Here is a 15,662-nt window from a genome sequence, read left to right as displayed (position 1 = left end):
TCAGCTTCTTTTTCTTTTTCCAATTAGAATTTTTTCAAATGCCTCAACAAATACATACATAAGAGTTGCAAGAACACATGTGAGTAGTACGCTAAGTAAGACGAGTGTGAAGTTAAAGACTTGGAATCCGTAGCTAATTAAGTAGCCAAGTCCTTGTTTGGAAACGAGAAGTTCTCCGAAAATAACACCAACCCAGGATAAACCAACATTTACTTTTAACGTTGAGATAATTGCTGGAAAGGATGCAGGGAGAACGACTTGCTTATAACATTGCCATTTATTTGCGCCAAATGTATCCATCACTTTTATATAGTTAGAATCGACTTCTTGAAATGCACTGTAAATAACGAGAATGGTAATGATGATGGAAATGATTACTCCCATTGCGATAGAAGATGAAATGTTTGGACCGAAAATAACGATGATGATTGGACCGAGTGCAACTTTTGGCATTGCATTTAGGACGACGAGGTAAGGATCAAGTACGCGGGCTAGAAGTGGCATCCACCAAAGAAACGTGGCAATAATAGCACCGAGTACCGTTCCGAGAATGAAGCCTACTCCTGTTTCCAGCAATGTCGTCCATATGTGGACCCAAAGTGAACCGTCGATCCATTTCGTTAAGAAGAGATCCCAAATACTCGAAGGAGAACTAAAGAGTAAAGGATCGATCCATTCTTTTTTGCTAGCTATTTCCCATAGTGCAAAGAAAAGAATAAGTAGTAAAAGCTGTAGTGAGCGAGCAATCCAAGCACGCCTGCGTTCTTTCTTTCGAAATTGTTCATGTAGTTGTTTTATATTATCCAAGTCGTTCCAGCTCCTTCCATATATCTTGAAAGAGGGCTGGGAAATCGTAGTGATGGCGTGCTTCTAACGGTGATAAAGAACGGATACTTTCCGGGACGATAAAGGTTTTCGCGATTTTTCCAGGATTTGCTTGCAGTAAATAAATACGATCACTCATCGCAATCGCCTCTTCAATATCGTGAGTAACAAGTAGTGATGTTTTCTTATATTTATTTAGTAAGTTGAAAACGAGTTCTTCTAGTTTTAATTTCGTTTGATAATCGAGTGCGGAGAATGGTTCATCTAGTAATAAAATTTTCGGATCAGTTGCTAACGTTCGAACGAGAGCAGCACGTTGACGCATACCGCCGGATAGTTCACGAGGATATTGTCCTTCTACCCCATGTAGACCGACTTGCTTTAAAAGGTTTAAAGTATGTTCTTTCATTTGTTCATCATAAATCCTTCGAATATGAAGTCCAAGCATAATATTTTCTTCAATCGTTTTCCACGGGAATAAGTAATCTTGCTGCAACATATATCCCATAGATGATGTTTTCGTTGTAATTGGTTCACCATCTAAAAAGACAATACCATCAATTGGATCAAGTAATCCAGCAATGATTGAGAGGAGCGTTGTTTTACCGCAACCACTTGGGCCGAGTATAGAAATAAATTCGCCTTCTTCCACTTGTAAGCTCATATCTTCAAGAATAAGTTTGGCATTCTCTTTTGCAAAAAAGCAGTGAGAAACGTTACGTATTTGTAAAAAACTCATACACTTCGCCTCTATTTCTTAATAACGCTTTCGGCAATTTTTGTATTGACGAGCGCTTCATGTGGGACTTCTTTTTGTAATTCACCAGCGTCTTTCATAATCGTTTGGAGCTGTTTCCATTCTTCCGCATCTAGTAGTGGATTTGTCGCATAAGAATGTTGCTTTTTATACCGTTCAATTACTTTTACTGTAATGTCTTTTGAAGTGTCTTTAAATAGCGGGGAAACAGCATCAGCAATCTCTTCTGGACTATGTGTATCAACCCATTGCTGTGCTTTATAGAGCGCACGTGTGAACTTTTCAGCAGCAGCTTTATCTTTCTTTAAGAAACTTTCTTTTGCCATGAATGTTGTATAAGGAACAGTACCAGATTCATTTCCGAATGAAGCGACGATATAACCTTTACCTTCTTTTTCGAATATGCTTGCAGTCGGTTCAAAGAGCTGGACAAACTCTCCAGTACCAGATGCGAAGGCATTTGCAATATTAGCAAATTCGATATTTTGAATTAAGTTCGTATCTTTACGAGGATCAATGCCATTTTTCTTTAAAACGTATTCCCCAACCATTTGCGGCATGCCGCCTTTACGCTGTCCTAAAAATGTAACACCTTTTACGTCATTCCAATTAAAAGAGTCTAGTTTTTTACGTGAAACTAAAAATGTCCCATCTGTTTGTGTAAGCTGTGCAAAGTTAATGACAGGGTCTTTCGCTCCTTGTTGATGAACGTAAATAGACGTTTCAGAACCGACGAGAGCAATATCAATTCCGCCAGATAATAGGGCGGTCATCGTTTTATCGCCACCAGCTGTTGTTTGTAGGTCAATATTTAGTCCTTCATCTTTAAAAAATCCTTTTTCAATCCCAACATATAATGGGGCATAGAAGAGAGAATGGGTAACTTCGCCGACGCGAATGTTTTGAGTTTGTTCTTTCGTACCTTCTTTTTTACTACTACAAGCAGCAAAAGTAAAAACAGCTAGTAACATGATGCAAAAAATCGCGATTAATTTTTTCACTATATAACACCTCCTAGAAGTCACTCTACAAGCATGATATGTAGGTAATCGCCCATATGTGAGTGTAGATAGCAGGAATTTTTTTGGTGGTAAAGAAGTACAAATATAAGGGGTGATAAAATGGAGTACGAATACGATGATAGCGTACATTTACATCTTGATTATTTCGGGACAGAATGTGATATGGAATCGATTGCTTATAAGAGAAAGAATGAAGACGTATGGGATGTGTATTTTAATTTTGGAGTATACGGTATTCAGAAAGACGATGTAGAGTTAGGTAGGTTTATGGATGAATATGCCGGTTATTACGTTTTTTCTGTACATGCTCGCGATCTTAGTTGGGAATTTGGAAGTGCCCAGTTTGAAGAGTGGGTTTTGAAAAATCGGATAGTAGAAAAAACGCTACAAAAATAGGAGGAATTTTGTGATTGGATTTCTCATCTTATTATTTATTTTTGTGGCCGGATTTTTTATTATGCAAATGCTTATTTACCGATTTGCAAAGAAAAACATCCATAAATATACAAAAATAAAATGGTTTCATATGTGGCTACATATGAATATGAAAAAAGGCCCGAGATTAGATTTTTTTGATTTTGTAGTTACAGTACTCGTATGTATCGTATGGAAAATATGGCTGCTTCCTTTTATATAATACACATGCTAATCATCTTCTCTTTTATCATAAAATAACGAAAAGAACCTGTCTTGTGGCGGGTTCTTTTCGTTATAGTAATAGTTGTTAAAAACTTGCATTTATACATAAAACAGTGAGTGGTGTTGTGAAAGATATTTTGACAAATACAGAAACACATACATACGGAATTAAAGTGTAATTACAGAATGGACAAATTGGCCGTGTGTAAAGTGTGGGGAATAAGAAAGAGGTCGTCCAACGGTGGACGACCTCTTTCTTATTATGCTTGGTTAGTGCGGAAGAATGGAAGTTTCTGCACAATGTGAATTAATCCGTATGCAAGAATTAAGCACATAAGAGGATTAATGAAAAATCCATAGCGATTAATTGCTAAGAATAAGTTTGAGAAGATAATGTAAATAATAGAACTTGCTACTAGCATCATAACGCGTTTATGTTTAAATGAATTTAGCATGAAGCAGAAGCTGCTCAAGAATGTACCGATGATAAACACTCTATGACATAGTTGCATAAAGTTGTGAATACGGTATTGGTCTACAGCAGGAGCTGTTTTGAATAATTCAATTGTTTTACCGACAGTGAACCAAGAGAACCAATAAGTGAAGTCCGTCTTAAATCCGTTCTTGATTAATTCTTTTGCGTATGCACCTTTGTCATCTAAGCCTTTAGCTCTCATTTCATTTACTATATTTTCATATCCAATTTTATTAAATGGATCTGCACCGGCAATTAGTGGATCTGCACCTTGGGTTGAGAATAAAATAAATTGGTTGAGTGCTAAGTAGTTACGAACAACCCATGCGCCAATAATAAAGAAAGGTCCGATAAACCATAACAATCCGATTCGAATGGAGTCTTTAAATCCATATGTAAATAAAACAACAAGAACAGGAATGAGCATCATTGGAGCTGGATTTGGACGGAACATAAGTAAAATTGAAACGACAATTCCAAACCATATATGGAATTTCACTTTATTGTATTTCCATGCGAGAACAAATACATATACACATAACGCCAATAAGAATATGGATGGAACTTCTGTTAGCAATGTACGGAAGTATGTATAGTTACTTGGATAAATAGCATATAAAATACTTGCAACAATTCCATAAATGTTTTTTTCGAACAATTCTTTTCCTATTAAGAATACTAATAGCACTGTGCAAAGGTTCATGATCATGTTAATAACAGTTGCTACGTAATAGTAAGGAATTGATGTAATATCAGAAATAATCATAGCGCCAGCTAATAGTAATGGCTGACCTGGTGTAATATATGCATTTTTTCCTGGAACTTCACTAGGTTCTAAATACACATAACCAAATACACCATGTTTTAATAGTTGTTCAGCTGTTAACGAATAGTTAAAGGCATCATTTGCACCATATGTTACTTTGACTAACTCTCCATCTAATCCTGGCTGTTTTACTAAACAAAAAACGTGCAACAGGAAAGAAAGCGCCAAAATTACATATACCGCTTTAGGCAAACTCTTAAACTTAGTAAGCAAAAATGAGCAACTCCTTTTTTATTAATTCTTTCGTATTTTTATGTGAAATCTTTAATAGTATTAAGGATTTCCAAAACATAGTTATTATATCATAAAGTGGAATGCTGAAATTAAGTTTTTCAAGAATGAGTAATTTGTATGCCACAATTTAACTGTTGATTAAGGGAATATTAAGACAATACATTTATGATAGAAACAAGTATGCAGACGAAATATGTAATATATGTTATTTTAATAGAAATAGTTCTTTCGATGCGGGGGAAATTAAGACATAGAAACGAGGGAATGAATTGAAGTATGGTTCTACACTTTTTCATCTTCCAAAAAGAAATATATTAATTTCTAGCATTATAAGTAGTATGGTGACTTTATTAGTAATAACTATGCTGTTTATGATTTTAAAGATTTTCAATTTAGACATGATGAAAGATCATTTAAATCAAAAGCTTGTTTTAAGTGTTATGATGATTTTCATATGGGGCATAACGTTTTATATTACGCATTTCAATAAAAAAGAGATGTCTATACTTAGAGCATCCCTACGAGTGCATTTTATATTATTTTTGCTAGCTCATACAGTAGCGTTATTTTATATTGTCATGCAAGTTAATATGAGTTTCATAGAGGCAATGAATTGGATTTACTTTTATAATATGCAGTTTATATTAAGTTTTGTAGTAATTTATGCAATATATATTCTTGTATATAATTTAATAGGTAAGGTTTTTCTAAGTATGGTTTTAACGAGCTGTACGTTAGTCATTTTATGTATTGTGAATTATTTGAAGCTTATTTTCAGAGGTGATCCGTTATATCCTTCTGATTTTACACAAATTACGCATATGCAATCTGTTATACCGATGGTGATGGACTATTTTAGTTGGAGTTATATTTTTGTCATTATCTTAAGTATCGTAGCTTGTATTGTAGCAGGGATATATATGAGAAGGTATATTCAAAATGTAAAGATTCATCTAGGAATAAGAGCCTTATTAGTAGTAGGGTCTATTTTTGTTCTATATGCGTATGGTAATTTTGCGAATACATTTATGAATAAAGTATTTCAAAAATCAGGTGTAGATTTTGTTTTGTGGAATCAAAATGAGAACTATGCTTCAAATGGTTTTGTACTTGGGTTTATTAGCAATTTAGATACAACAGTTATGGAAAAACCAAAAAATTATTCTAAAGAAAATATGCTTCAAATAGCAAACGATATAAAAAAACAATATAGTGGAAATATAGGGAGCCAAAAGAAAAAAGAGAAACCGAATATTATTTTTGTAATGAGTGAATCGTTTTGGGATCCGACGAAAGTAACTAACCTTTCTTTTAGTGAAGATCCTGTACCAAATTTACATCATTATATAGAAAACTTTCCTGGTGGACAAACTATTTCTCCTACATTTGGGGGAAATACGGCGAACGTTGAATTTGAGGCATTAACAAGCTATTCAATGAGTTTGTTAAAGCCAGGTTCTATACCATATCAGCAGGTTATTACAAATAAGAAAGAAATTCCATCAATCCCTACAGCGTTGAAAAAAGAAGGTTATTATACAAGTGCAATTCATTCATTTGGTCGCACATTCTTTAAACGTGATGATGTATATAAGGTGTTAGGGTTTGATAAGTTTAATGCAGAGGACACGATGGAAAATGTGGATATTGATGGAGATTATATTAGTGATTTAGCGATGAGTAAAGAGATAATTGCTGAGTTAGAGAAACAAAAACAACCTACATTTATTCATGCAGTTACGATGCAAAATCATTTTCCATTTACAGAGGGCCGATTTGGTGAAAAACTAATTGAAATTAGCGGTCTAGAAAATGAAGACTCAAAGGGAGAATTAGAGACGTATACAGAAGGATTAAGACGTTCAGATGAGGCTCTTCAATATTTAATAGAGCAACTAGATAATTTTGATAGACCTACATTATTAGTATTCTTTGGAGATCATCTTCCATCATTAGGAATAAATAAATCTTTTTATAAAGAAAATGGGTATATAACGAATGAAAAAACACCGAATGAACGTTTAGCCATGGCGCAAACGCCGTTATTAATGTATGCAAACTTTGATATGCCAAATGATAATTTAGGTTTAGTAAGCCCAATTCATTTTTCTAATCTTATTTTTGATTATGCAGGATTAAATAAATCCTTATTTTATCAATTTTTATCGGAATTTTACAAGGAAATACCAGTGCTTAGAGATGAATTAAAAGTTGATAAAAATGGAGAAGTAATCAATGATTTAACAAAGAAACAAAAAGAAATGTTAGAGCAATATAAAATGCTTCAATATGATTTACTCGTTGGAAATCAATATAGTAAAGATATCCTCTTTAAATAAAAGAAACAAAAAGAACTTGTATAACGATACAAGTTCTTTTTTCATAGTATTTAACGGGGTAACCAGACAAGCTGGGTTTAGGGAGTATTACCTGTACATTTAGTATATATGAAAATGTAATCGTTTTATTTGTGTATTTGTGAGAAATATGTGAATTTTATGTTTTGTGAAAAATCGATTATATTAACTTTCGTTCTTGTATTGCAGTTGTTATGCATGTAAAAATTTTATCAGTTCTTTATTTAATTCATCCGCTTGATCGATTGGTGAACCATGACCACTATTTGTAAGAGCATGTAACTGAGAATTTTTAATTCGTTGTTGCGTAAGCTCAGCACTTTTGTAAGGAATTAGTTGGTCGTGAACGCCGTGGAAGATTTTTGTTGGGACGTTAATTTTATTTAAATCTTTCGTTACATCTTCATTTGCAGCTGCTTGTAAAATTTTTATAAGGGCATAAGAAGCGGACTGCATACCGAGATAAGAAAACCATTCAAGGGTTGCAGCCCCTAAGTTTCTATTAAAAAAGGATAAAGATACATCATTTAAAAATTTTGGTAAATTAGCATACATTTGATTAATGAGAGCATCTGCTTGTTCTTTCGGTACACCGTAAGGGGACTCTTGATTTTTAACGAAAGAGGGGGAGACAGCGTCAATTAATGCGAGCTTAGAAATGCGGCGCCCATTATAGCGAGACATATAGCGAATAGAAAGAGCACCACCAACTGAGAAACCGACTAATGTAGCGTTCTCTACTTGAAGTGCTTCCAGAACAATTGCGATATCATCGGCTAATCGATCATACTTGTAACCAGTCCATGGCTTATCAGATTGTCCATTCCCTCGTATATCCATGGCGATACAGCGAAAGCCATGCTCAGGTAAAACATTGAGTTGATATTGGTACATTTGATGATTTAAAGGCCATCCGTGAACGAAGAAAACAGTCTTACTATCTGGACCAGGATTAACGTCTTGCACAAAAATATGCACATCTTTCTCGACAGTAACAAACATAAATGTCCCCCTATTTTATGAATATGCTCTATCCCAAAAGCGTTGTTTTGTCATAGCTTTAATAAATTCATTTGCTAGCCTCGTAGGGTCTTGTTCTATTAGAACACCAGGCTTTCCTTCGATATTTAAAGATTGAATAATAGAAGAGCCGTTTTGGAAGGAGCCAATCGGCTTAAAGTGATTATATGATTCTACGACAAATGAACTTGCTTTGTTAAGAAAATGATCATCCATCTCTCCGCCGATAAGAAGTAATCCATCATAAAGGAGTGGTGAGCCTGTTAAGAAAGTATCATTTACTTCCCACTGTCCATTTGGCGTTCCCTGCACTACCTAATCGTTCTGAAACGATCACTGGCAGTTTCATTGCTTGAAATTTTAACACCTGTATTTGTTGTCATCTCCTTTCCTTCATTTTCGTGCGTAAAAGATTGGAGTTGTTCGGTCTTTTTATTTTTTTTGCCATCCATAAAAAACACCTCCCATAATATACGTATTATTTTTTATGTTTTTTATGTTTTTTATGCTTGTATATAGCATGAAGATATTGCATAGTTGGCATGATTTTCCTCAAATGTTCGATTTATCTTTGTTTGTCTATGAAAATCATTTATTATAATAAATGGTATTCTTCGAGATATTATTTTGAAGGGGTGTTGAAGTGAAAGAAAGTTTTCTATCATATAAAGAAGAAGAAAGAAATGCAAAAATCCTTTTATGGGTGTTATATGTCATTGTTATTGTATATCAAATTTTCTATGCAATCGTATTAGAAGATAAATCAATAATGGATAAGGGATACAACATAATATGGCAAGTTATTTGCGGAATAGCAATACTGTGCGTGAATATATATTTAATGAAAAAAGAGAAGGCAAACCTTGTTAAATATGCATGGATATTTGCATACATAGGGATAGAACTCGCTAATATATTTTCGTATGTTTTTTATAATAAGGCGGCGTTTGATGCGACAAATATAATAGAAATTATTCTCATTTTCTTTGTACCTATATTTTTAAATAAAAAATTCTATGTGTTTTTACTTTCCTCTATTGTAGGAAAATATTTAATTTATTTATTTGTATTAGAGGAAGTAAAAGCATTTATGTTCCTTATTATGTATACACTTATGTTAATAGCTGTATATATCATTTTAAACCGATTTTTACAATATCTTTCAGCTGTAAAGGAAAGTATTGCGATTGCTAGTGAATCACAGAAATTAGCAGTAATCGGAAAAATGGCAGCGACGGTTGGACATGAAATTAAAAATCCACTTGCTTCATTAAAAGGATTTACGCAATTACAACGAGAGAAGCATGAAGAGGATCCTATTTATAAACGTATGATTTTTGAAATAGAAAATATGAATAATATGATAAGTGAGTTAATGGAAGTTGCTACATGCAAACCTTCTATTTATAAGAAACATGATGTAGGAAAAATTGTATTACAAGTAATAACAAGTCTTCGTGAAAAAATAGATGAATTAAACATTCAGTTTATTTCTAATGTGGAAGAAAAAACAATAGAAGTTGAATGTGATGAACGAAAAATAAGAGGAGTCTTTTTATATACGATAAAAAATGCTTTAGAGGCAATGGGACAAGGTGGTATATTACATTTACAATTAGAAAATAAAGGGAAAGAATATGTAATGATCAGTGTGATCGATAATGGTCATGGTATTAAGCAAGAAAACTTACCCCGTGTTACAGAGGCCTTTTATACAACGAAACAAGATAAAATTGGTCTGGGACTGACGGTAGCGAATCGAATTGTCGCCGAGCACCTTGGTGAGTTGCATATTTCAAGTGAAAAAGATACTGGAACGAGAATAGACATCATTCTCCCAAGGAAGTGTGGAAATACTGAAATCCAAGTGGAAGAAAAGCTAGGAGTTACCATATGAATAAAGGCTATATATTTAAAAATGAAGAAATAAAGGCGCTGAAAGCATTTTTAAGTTTATTTTTTATTATATTTTTCGTATATGATCTTGCCTATGAATTTATCGTACCGTTAATCGGTGGAGAGCAAGAAGGTGTAGGAGAGTTTGAAGATGGTTTAGGTTTATGGCTTTACTTTTTGATGGTGGTATTGTTTTGCATTGGAATATACTTTATGAAATGGAAGAATGCTTTTGCGGTAAAGTATATTATTCTAATTGGCTATAATGTATTAGATTGTATCCATAACATTATGATTTATTATGGTAGCGATGCAGAATTTGACGGTGGAAATATAGTAGAAGGATTTTTTATTTTGTTTGCACCAATCTTTGTGAATAAAAGATATTTCTGGTTAGTTCCAGCGATACTTATCGGAAAGTATGCTCTTACAGGAATCATTATTCAATCTTCTCTCGTTTTAATCCCAATGGCATTATATAGCGTATTTACTATCATATGTTGGATTATATTTTTAAGGGTTCAGTCTTACGTTCGTACGCTTGAGATGATGGACAAAGAAATAAAACAGACAGAAAAACTAGCAGCTGTTGGAAAGATGGCAACGGTTATTGGTTATAAGATTAGAAGACCTTTAGCAAACTTAAAAAAACTTGTGAATAAACAAGCAGACAAGCATCCAGAGGATAAAATTTATAGTGATATTATGAAACAAGAAGTAGATCGGATTCATATAATTGCTACAGAACTTAGTGGATTTGAGAAATCTAAATCACTAGAATCAGAAACTCATAACATACAAGAAATTATTTCTTATGTTATTCGAGTTATGGAAAAGCCAGCTTTAAAACAAGGAGTCTACATACAAGGTATTTACAGTAAAGACTTACCATCAATTATATGTGATGAAAAACGATTAAAACAGGTCTTTTTTAATTTAATCAAAAATGCAATTGAAGCAATGTCAGTTGGCGGAACAATTACGATTAAAGTTACTGTAAAAGATGGAATTATCGTTCAAGTGAAAGATGAGGGATGCGGCATTCCGAAAGATAAAATTCCAAAGTTAAATGAAGCCTTTTATACAACGAAAGAAACAGGAACTGGTCTAGGTTTAGTAGTTACAGAAAAAATTATTAAAGACCACAACGGTAAAATGAGTTTTGAAAGTGAAGTTGGGGTTGGAACGACGGTTGAAGTTATGTTACCACTGCATTAACTACAAAAAACATCACTTATTTGGAAGTGATGTTTTTGTGTTCTTCTTAGGTAGACGTTCTAAAAAAGAGGACGATAACGAAAAATAATATATTGATAGTGTAAAAAGAAAATAATGGATGTTTTACTATGAAAAATATATAATGGCTTTGTCTGTTATTTGTTGTAGTTCATTTATATTTCTATTTGTTGACCCGAATTTCGGGTCTTTTTTTATGAAATGAATTGCTATATATCGGTAATTAGAAAAATAGAATATACAGCACTTGCAGTAATTCCAGGGGTAATATAAAGGGATATAGCATCTCCTCTTGCAACTGGGTTTCCAGTTGTAATACTAGTCCAAGTTACAGTAGCGGGACCTACTGCCGGAGTAGGATTAAATACTTGAATTTGTCCTGCTCCGCTATCCGTTGGTTTAATGGAAAATACCATAGTTCCGGTAATTTTGTCAGTAGTAGTTAAGGTAATAGTAGATAGGATGTAGCTAGAAGAAGGGGTTGTGAGGTTTGTTGGGACATTTCTGCAAATATTAATCGTATAAATAGCAGCAGGTAAATTATTTATATTTATAGACGCAGAAAAGCCGACAATACTACCGGCTCCAGCAGTGACATATGGAATAACATTGGAGTCAATTCCAGGAGAACCCGCTATACGTTGAAAACCAGCATTTGTTCCTTGAAAAACAATACTTTTTGCTGAAGCACTATCGGCAGATCCCGTAGGTCCAGTAATGCCCGTAGGTCCAGTGTTCCCCGTAGGCCCAGTGATGCCAGTAGATCCAGTGTTCCCCGTAGGCCCAGTGATGCCGGTAGGCCCGGTACTACCGGTAGGTCCACTTTCTACTAATACGATATAATCTGGAGATATATTAGGAAACCCTTGAGGTGCATCTTTTTTTACAACATAGCCACTGCCCGTATAAGTGACAACTTGTCCTTTTTTATAGTTGGGAGCCGCTGCTAGACTAAAGGTGGTAGTACTTTGGAAACCAGCTCCGGAAGGTCCAGCATTACCCGTAGGTCCGGTGTTCCCCGTGGGTCCGGTGTTCCCCGTGGGTCCGGTGTTCCCCGTGGGTCCGGTGTTCCCCGTGGGTCCGGTGTTCCCCGTGGGTCCGGTGTTCCCCGTGGGTCCAGTGTTCCCCGTGGGTCCAGTGTTCCCCGTAGGTCCGGTGTTCCCCGTGGGTCCAGTATTTCCGTTAGAACCGCTGTTGCGTCTGCCATCGCAACTAAAAAAATTACGTGGGTACATATATGTTCTCCTTTCTATATTTTCAAAATCTAGTTTTTAAAATAGAACTAATATATATATATTATGAATTCTATAATTTTGTGTGGCAGATCGTCTTTTGTGTCTAGATTTCAAAAGATAGCGGGAGGAGAATTAAGTAGTGTTAGAGCCACCATTTTTCCTGAGGAAGTAAAATAACATCCACATCAAAATTCTCTTTAAACCAATCATACATCAATGTCTCTTTCACTAAATATTCAGAGGCAGAGTGTGACACACCAATCAGAGACATATTCGTTTCTTTTACATAATCCATAATGAGCGAGTATTTATGTCTGCCGTAATCATTATCGATATGGCAATGGATTTCTCCTGTAATATATGCTTCAGCACCTTTTTCTTCTGCTTCCTTCATTAAAGATACGACATCGCCACATCCAGCGATAATTGCGATTTTTTTGATGGAATCATGTCGTTTACCTTCGAAGTCTGTGTAAGGAATCTGGAAGAGTTGTTTTAGATGTTTTTGGAGTGCTTCTGTTGATGTTTCATCTATTTCACAAATAAGGCCAACTGGTTCTTGTTCTGGGCCTCCATATGCAAAGTCGTCCACTACAGTAGCGTTTAATGCTTTTGCAATTGAAATACTCGTTCCATGTGTTTGATGAAAATCCATTGGTACGTGACATGTATATATAGAAAGTTGTTTTTCTTTTATTCCTTGCAAATATTTTTCAGGAATTGGTATGAAACCGCGGCCTGATCTTCCAAGCGGATCACCGCACTCCATTACAAGGGGATGGTGCATAAAGAGTAAATCACCGGGTGTGGATTGTGAAATGAATGTTTCAAGAACGTCATCTGTAGGGAATACAGCTAAAAATACTTTGTTTACATTTTCAGATCCGTGCATCATAAGGCCGTTAAATAAATCTACAAAATTTGCTTCGAAAAATTGTTGCCAAGGAAATTTGATAGGATCATATACGGCTGGGATAAATCGACTAAAGGCACTATCTTTTCCGTATTTTTCAATTTGGAATAAGTGATCGAGTGATTGCTCTATTTTTTTTAAGGCTGGCATGTTTGATAATCCTCCTTAAGATGATTCTTGCTTTATGAGTTGTTTGTATTCTTCGTAGCAAAATAAGAAGCGGATAGGAAACAAATAAAACCTAGAATCCAGCTAATAGAAGGAGAATAGGGAAGTACATGCTGTAATAGCATTCCGCTAGAAATGAAGAAACTACTAAATACACCTAATAACATGGGATATCGTTGTAGTTTGAACACAGATAGTAAACATCCTTTCTCCTGCATGAACTACTCATAAAAGCTCGATTGCTGAAACTTTATCACATACATTGTATATTAGTCTTAATTTTCTGTATATAACTTTTAAGAAAAATGGTGATACAATATATGAATGATAAGAGAAGAGAGGATGAAGATTAACATATGTACGTTACTGTAACAGAAGCAGCATATAAAAAGATTATGGATACGATTCCAAGTGAAGCGAAATATATAAAGTTATTTTATGATAATGAAGGTTGCGGTTGTGTTATGAGCGGAATCATCGATTTAGTAGCTGTAGCAGAGAAAGATGAGCGCGATGTGGATATTGAATCAAGCACAATGAATTTTATCGCTGATCGTACAAAGCTTGTATTTATGGACGATAAGTTAACGGTTGATTGGCATGAAGGTGGAGGAACTTTTCAGTTGAAGAGCCCAAGCCAGTTTTATAATCCAAATATGAAATTACACGTTCGAGTATAGTAAAGGTGAGTCCAAAATGTATTTTGGACTCACTTTTTTTATTTTATAAGTCGCTATTATTGTCGATAAGTCGATATATTGAAAAAATCGCCCATATAATTTCATTTACCAAAACGTTTCATATAATAAAAAGATTTTTTCACATAATGAAATGTACATGTGATTGAATTTTCTGTATAATCTTCTTTGCGGAGGGGATACGCATGAGAAGATGGGGAATTGAGTTATTAATTTTAAGTGTTGTTATTATTTGGGGGATTAACTATACAATTGCGAAGTATGGACTTTTAGAATTTACAGCAATTGAGTTTACTGCACTTCGTATGATGGCGGCGGCACCGCTTCTGTTACTCCTTACCTTTTGTATTGAAAAGTCGGTTTATATGGAGCGAACGGATATACCTAGATTAATTATCGTTAGCGTTGTAGGTATTGTACTGTATCAAACGTTATTTATGGAAACTGTCAAATATACATCCGCTACAAATGCCTCTTTACTCATTTCTATTTCACCTATTTTTACAACTGCATTTGCGATTTTCTTGAAACAAGAAAAGTTTTCTTCTCGAAAGTTAATCGGTTCTATGACTGCCTTTGTTGGTGCAGCCTTAGTTTTAGTAGCAGGACATTCACTTACTAGTTCTTTTTATGGCAATGGAATTGGACTTATTACATCAATATGCTGGGGGCTTTATCCTGTTTTAGCAGGACCATTAATTAAAAAATATTCAGCATTACGTGTTACTGCATGGTCTGCATTAGTGGGTGCGATTCCGCTATTATTGTTAAGTGGTCCACATGTGTTTGTCATGCCATTTCACATTACTCACGGAATGACACTATTTGCTTTACTATATTCTATTTTCTTTGTAACAGTATTTGGTCTAGTAATGTGGTATGTTGGTGTTCAAAAAATTGGGGCGTCACATACGATGGTATATATGTATATAACGCCGCTTGTAGCGGTTCTATTTGCAGCTGTCTGGGCAAATGAATATGTATCGTTTCAACAAATCATCGGTGGAATTATCATTTTTGTCGGTCTATGGTTTGTGAAATCGGAGAAAGTAAAAGTTCATTCTATTGCAGGGGAACCTATATCAAAATAGGAAAACAGATCACCTATGATCTGCTTTCCTATTTTTTTATTTTTGGTAAGAAGATGAGAAACAAGATAGCAGTAATAAGTGGAATTAAGTTTAAAAATGGAATACGGAAGAGTGTAATAAGAATAATACCTGGAAGAAGAACACCGAGGACAGCGTAAAAAATGCTATGATTTTTCGTGTACCAATACAATGAAAGTCCAATAAGTGCAGGGATAATGAGGTGAATGAGAGCCATTAAAAAATAAATCATTAGACGCCCCCTTTATTTGT

15 protein-coding genes and 2 pseudogenes are annotated in these 15,662 nt (G+C 34.6%); 8 read left to right on the top strand and 9 right to left on the bottom strand.

Annotation, left to right across the window (positions count from 1 at the left end; genetic code table 11):
* The 3 genes from ACUN13_RS05385 to ACUN13_RS05375 are packed head-to-tail and all read right to left on the bottom strand — an operon-like array spanning nucleotide 1 to nucleotide 2,583.
* Nucleotides 1–807: an ABC transporter permease gene (locus tag ACUN13_RS05385; RefSeq protein ID WP_000368771.1), complete on the bottom strand. Its 807-nt coding sequence runs from the start codon at nucleotides 805–807 to the stop codon at nucleotides 1–3.
* Nucleotides 800–1,564 carry an ABC transporter ATP-binding protein gene (locus ACUN13_RS05380; protein WP_000009035.1) on the bottom strand — a complete coding sequence of 255 codons (765 nt, stop codon included), beginning with the start codon at nucleotides 1,562–1,564 and terminating at the stop codon, nucleotides 800–802. Before ACUN13_RS05380 ends, ACUN13_RS05385 begins: the two co-directional genes overlap by 8 nt.
* A gap of 11 nt (nucleotides 1,565–1,575) precedes the next feature.
* Entirely contained in the window at nucleotides 1,576–2,583 is a 1,008-nt protein-coding gene (locus tag ACUN13_RS05375; protein WP_000733143.1) for an ABC transporter substrate-binding protein, read from the bottom strand.
* 120 nt (nucleotides 2,584–2,703) lie between these two features.
* Here ACUN13_RS05375 and ACUN13_RS05370 point away from each other — a divergent pair, with 120 nt between their 5' ends.
* The 3 genes and pseudogenes from ACUN13_RS05370 to ACUN13_RS05360 all read left to right on the top strand — a co-directional run.
* On the top strand, nucleotides 2,704–3,000 hold the full coding sequence (locus tag ACUN13_RS05370; protein ID WP_000455580.1) for a DUF3986 family protein: 297 nt from the start codon (nucleotides 2,704–2,706) through the stop codon (nucleotides 2,998–3,000).
* A 10-nt stretch (nucleotides 3,001–3,010) separates the two neighbouring features.
* Entirely contained in the window at nucleotides 3,011–3,241 is a 231-nt protein-coding gene (locus ACUN13_RS05365) for a hypothetical protein (protein ID WP_000578982.1), read from the top strand.
* 109 nt (nucleotides 3,242–3,350) lie between these two features.
* Nucleotides 3,351–3,422, top strand: a pseudogene (locus ACUN13_RS05360) (DUF2196 domain-containing protein); the annotation flags it as partial.
* A gap of 81 nt (nucleotides 3,423–3,503) precedes the next feature.
* Here the strand turns inward: ACUN13_RS05360 and ACUN13_RS05355 are convergent.
* On the bottom strand, nucleotides 3,504–4,757 hold the full coding sequence (locus ACUN13_RS05355; RefSeq protein ID WP_000956221.1) for a glycosyltransferase family 39 protein: 1,254 nt from the start codon (nucleotides 4,755–4,757) through the stop codon (nucleotides 3,504–3,506).
* 290 nt (nucleotides 4,758–5,047) lie between these two features.
* On the opposite strand from ACUN13_RS05355, the gene ACUN13_RS05350 reads away from it, so the two are divergent.
* Nucleotides 5,048–7,117, top strand: a complete 2,070-nt coding sequence (locus ACUN13_RS05350) for an LTA synthase family protein (protein WP_445423709.1) — start codon at nucleotides 5,048–5,050, stop codon at nucleotides 7,115–7,117.
* A gap of 210 nt (nucleotides 7,118–7,327) precedes the next feature.
* Here the strand turns inward: ACUN13_RS05350 and ACUN13_RS05345 are convergent, their stop codons facing one another.
* The gene (locus ACUN13_RS05345; RefSeq protein ID WP_445423708.1) at nucleotides 7,328–8,137 is read right to left on the bottom strand and encodes an alpha/beta fold hydrolase; all 810 of its coding nucleotides are present in this window, start codon (nucleotides 8,135–8,137) and stop codon (nucleotides 7,328–7,330) included.
* A gap of 15 nt (nucleotides 8,138–8,152) precedes the next feature.
* A pseudogene (locus tag ACUN13_RS05340) lies at nucleotides 8,153–8,510 on the bottom strand (catalase); the annotation flags it as partial.
* Nucleotides 8,511–8,798: 288 nt separating this feature from the next.
* Between ACUN13_RS05340 and ACUN13_RS05335 the strand changes: the two are divergent.
* Entirely contained in the window at nucleotides 8,799–10,052 is a 1,254-nt protein-coding gene (locus tag ACUN13_RS05335) for an ATP-binding protein (RefSeq protein WP_025687319.1), read from the top strand.
* On the top strand, nucleotides 10,049–11,269 hold the full coding sequence (locus ACUN13_RS05330) for an ATP-binding protein (RefSeq protein WP_001032627.1): 1,221 nt from the start codon (nucleotides 10,049–10,051) through the stop codon (nucleotides 11,267–11,269). Before ACUN13_RS05335 ends, ACUN13_RS05330 begins: the two co-directional genes overlap by 4 nt.
* Before the next feature lie 227 nt (nucleotides 11,270–11,496).
* Here the strand turns inward: ACUN13_RS05330 and ACUN13_RS05325 are convergent, their stop codons facing one another.
* Together ACUN13_RS05325 and ACUN13_RS05320 are read right to left on the bottom strand one after the other, a co-directional pair.
* Entirely contained in the window at nucleotides 11,497–12,522 is a 1,026-nt protein-coding gene (locus tag ACUN13_RS05325; RefSeq protein ID WP_445423707.1) for a collagen-like protein, read from the bottom strand.
* 142 nt (nucleotides 12,523–12,664) lie between these two features.
* A complete protein-coding gene (locus ACUN13_RS05320; RefSeq protein WP_001111122.1) occupies nucleotides 12,665–13,585 on the bottom strand; it encodes a Nif3-like dinuclear metal center hexameric protein in 921 nt (306 codons plus the stop codon).
* A gap of 374 nt (nucleotides 13,586–13,959) precedes the next feature.
* Between ACUN13_RS05320 and ACUN13_RS05315 the strand changes: the two genes are divergently transcribed.
* Both ACUN13_RS05315 and ACUN13_RS05310 read left to right on the top strand, forming a co-directional pair.
* Entirely contained in the window at nucleotides 13,960–14,283 is a 324-nt protein-coding gene (locus tag ACUN13_RS05315) for an iron-sulfur cluster biosynthesis family protein (protein ID WP_000289570.1), read from the top strand.
* A 203-nt stretch (nucleotides 14,284–14,486) separates the two neighbouring features.
* Nucleotides 14,487–15,392: a DMT family transporter gene (locus ACUN13_RS05310; RefSeq protein WP_001255411.1), complete on the top strand. Its 906-nt coding sequence runs from the start codon at nucleotides 14,487–14,489 to the stop codon at nucleotides 15,390–15,392.
* A gap of 28 nt (nucleotides 15,393–15,420) precedes the next feature.
* Here ACUN13_RS05310 and ACUN13_RS05305 read toward each other — a convergent pair whose 3' ends face one another.
* Nucleotides 15,421–15,642 carry a hypothetical protein gene (locus ACUN13_RS05305; protein ID WP_000639042.1) on the bottom strand — a complete coding sequence of 74 codons (222 nt, stop codon included), beginning with the start codon at nucleotides 15,640–15,642 and terminating at the stop codon, nucleotides 15,421–15,423.
* Nucleotides 15,643–15,662: the final 20 nt, after the last annotated feature.

Source organism: Bacillus cereus group sp. Bce041 (assembly GCF_052646455.1).
This window is presented reverse-complemented; position numbering and strand designations above follow the sequence as displayed.

Bases quoted from the DNA above. Each gene is read 5' to 3' on its own strand.
- ACUN13_RS05380 (WP_000009035.1), bottom strand. From the start codon at position 1,564: ATGAGTTTTTTACAAATACGTAACGTTTCTCACTGCTTTTTTGCAAAA.
- ACUN13_RS05370 (WP_000455580.1), top strand. From the start codon at position 2,704: ATGGAGTACGAATACGATGATAGCGTACATTTACATCTTGATTATTTC.
- ACUN13_RS05345 (WP_445423708.1), bottom strand. From the start codon at position 8,137: ATGTTTGTTACTGTCGAGAAAGATGTGCATATTTTTGTGCAAGACGTT.
- ACUN13_RS05330 (WP_001032627.1), top strand. From the start codon at position 10,049: ATGAATAAAGGCTATATATTTAAAAATGAAGAAATAAAGGCGCTGAAA.
- ACUN13_RS05325 (WP_445423707.1), bottom strand. From the start codon at position 12,522: ATGTACCCACGTAATTTTTTTAGTTGCGATGGCAGACGCAACAGCGGT.
- ACUN13_RS05320 (WP_001111122.1), bottom strand. From the start codon at position 13,585: ATGCCAGCCTTAAAAAAAATAGAGCAATCACTCGATCACTTATTCCAA.
- ACUN13_RS05315 (WP_000289570.1), top strand. From the start codon at position 13,960: ATGTACGTTACTGTAACAGAAGCAGCATATAAAAAGATTATGGATACG.
- ACUN13_RS05310 (WP_001255411.1), top strand. From the start codon at position 14,487: ATGAGAAGATGGGGAATTGAGTTATTAATTTTAAGTGTTGTTATTATT.
- ACUN13_RS05305 (WP_000639042.1), bottom strand. From the start codon at position 15,642: ATGATTTATTTTTTAATGGCTCTCATTCACCTCATTATCCCTGCACTT.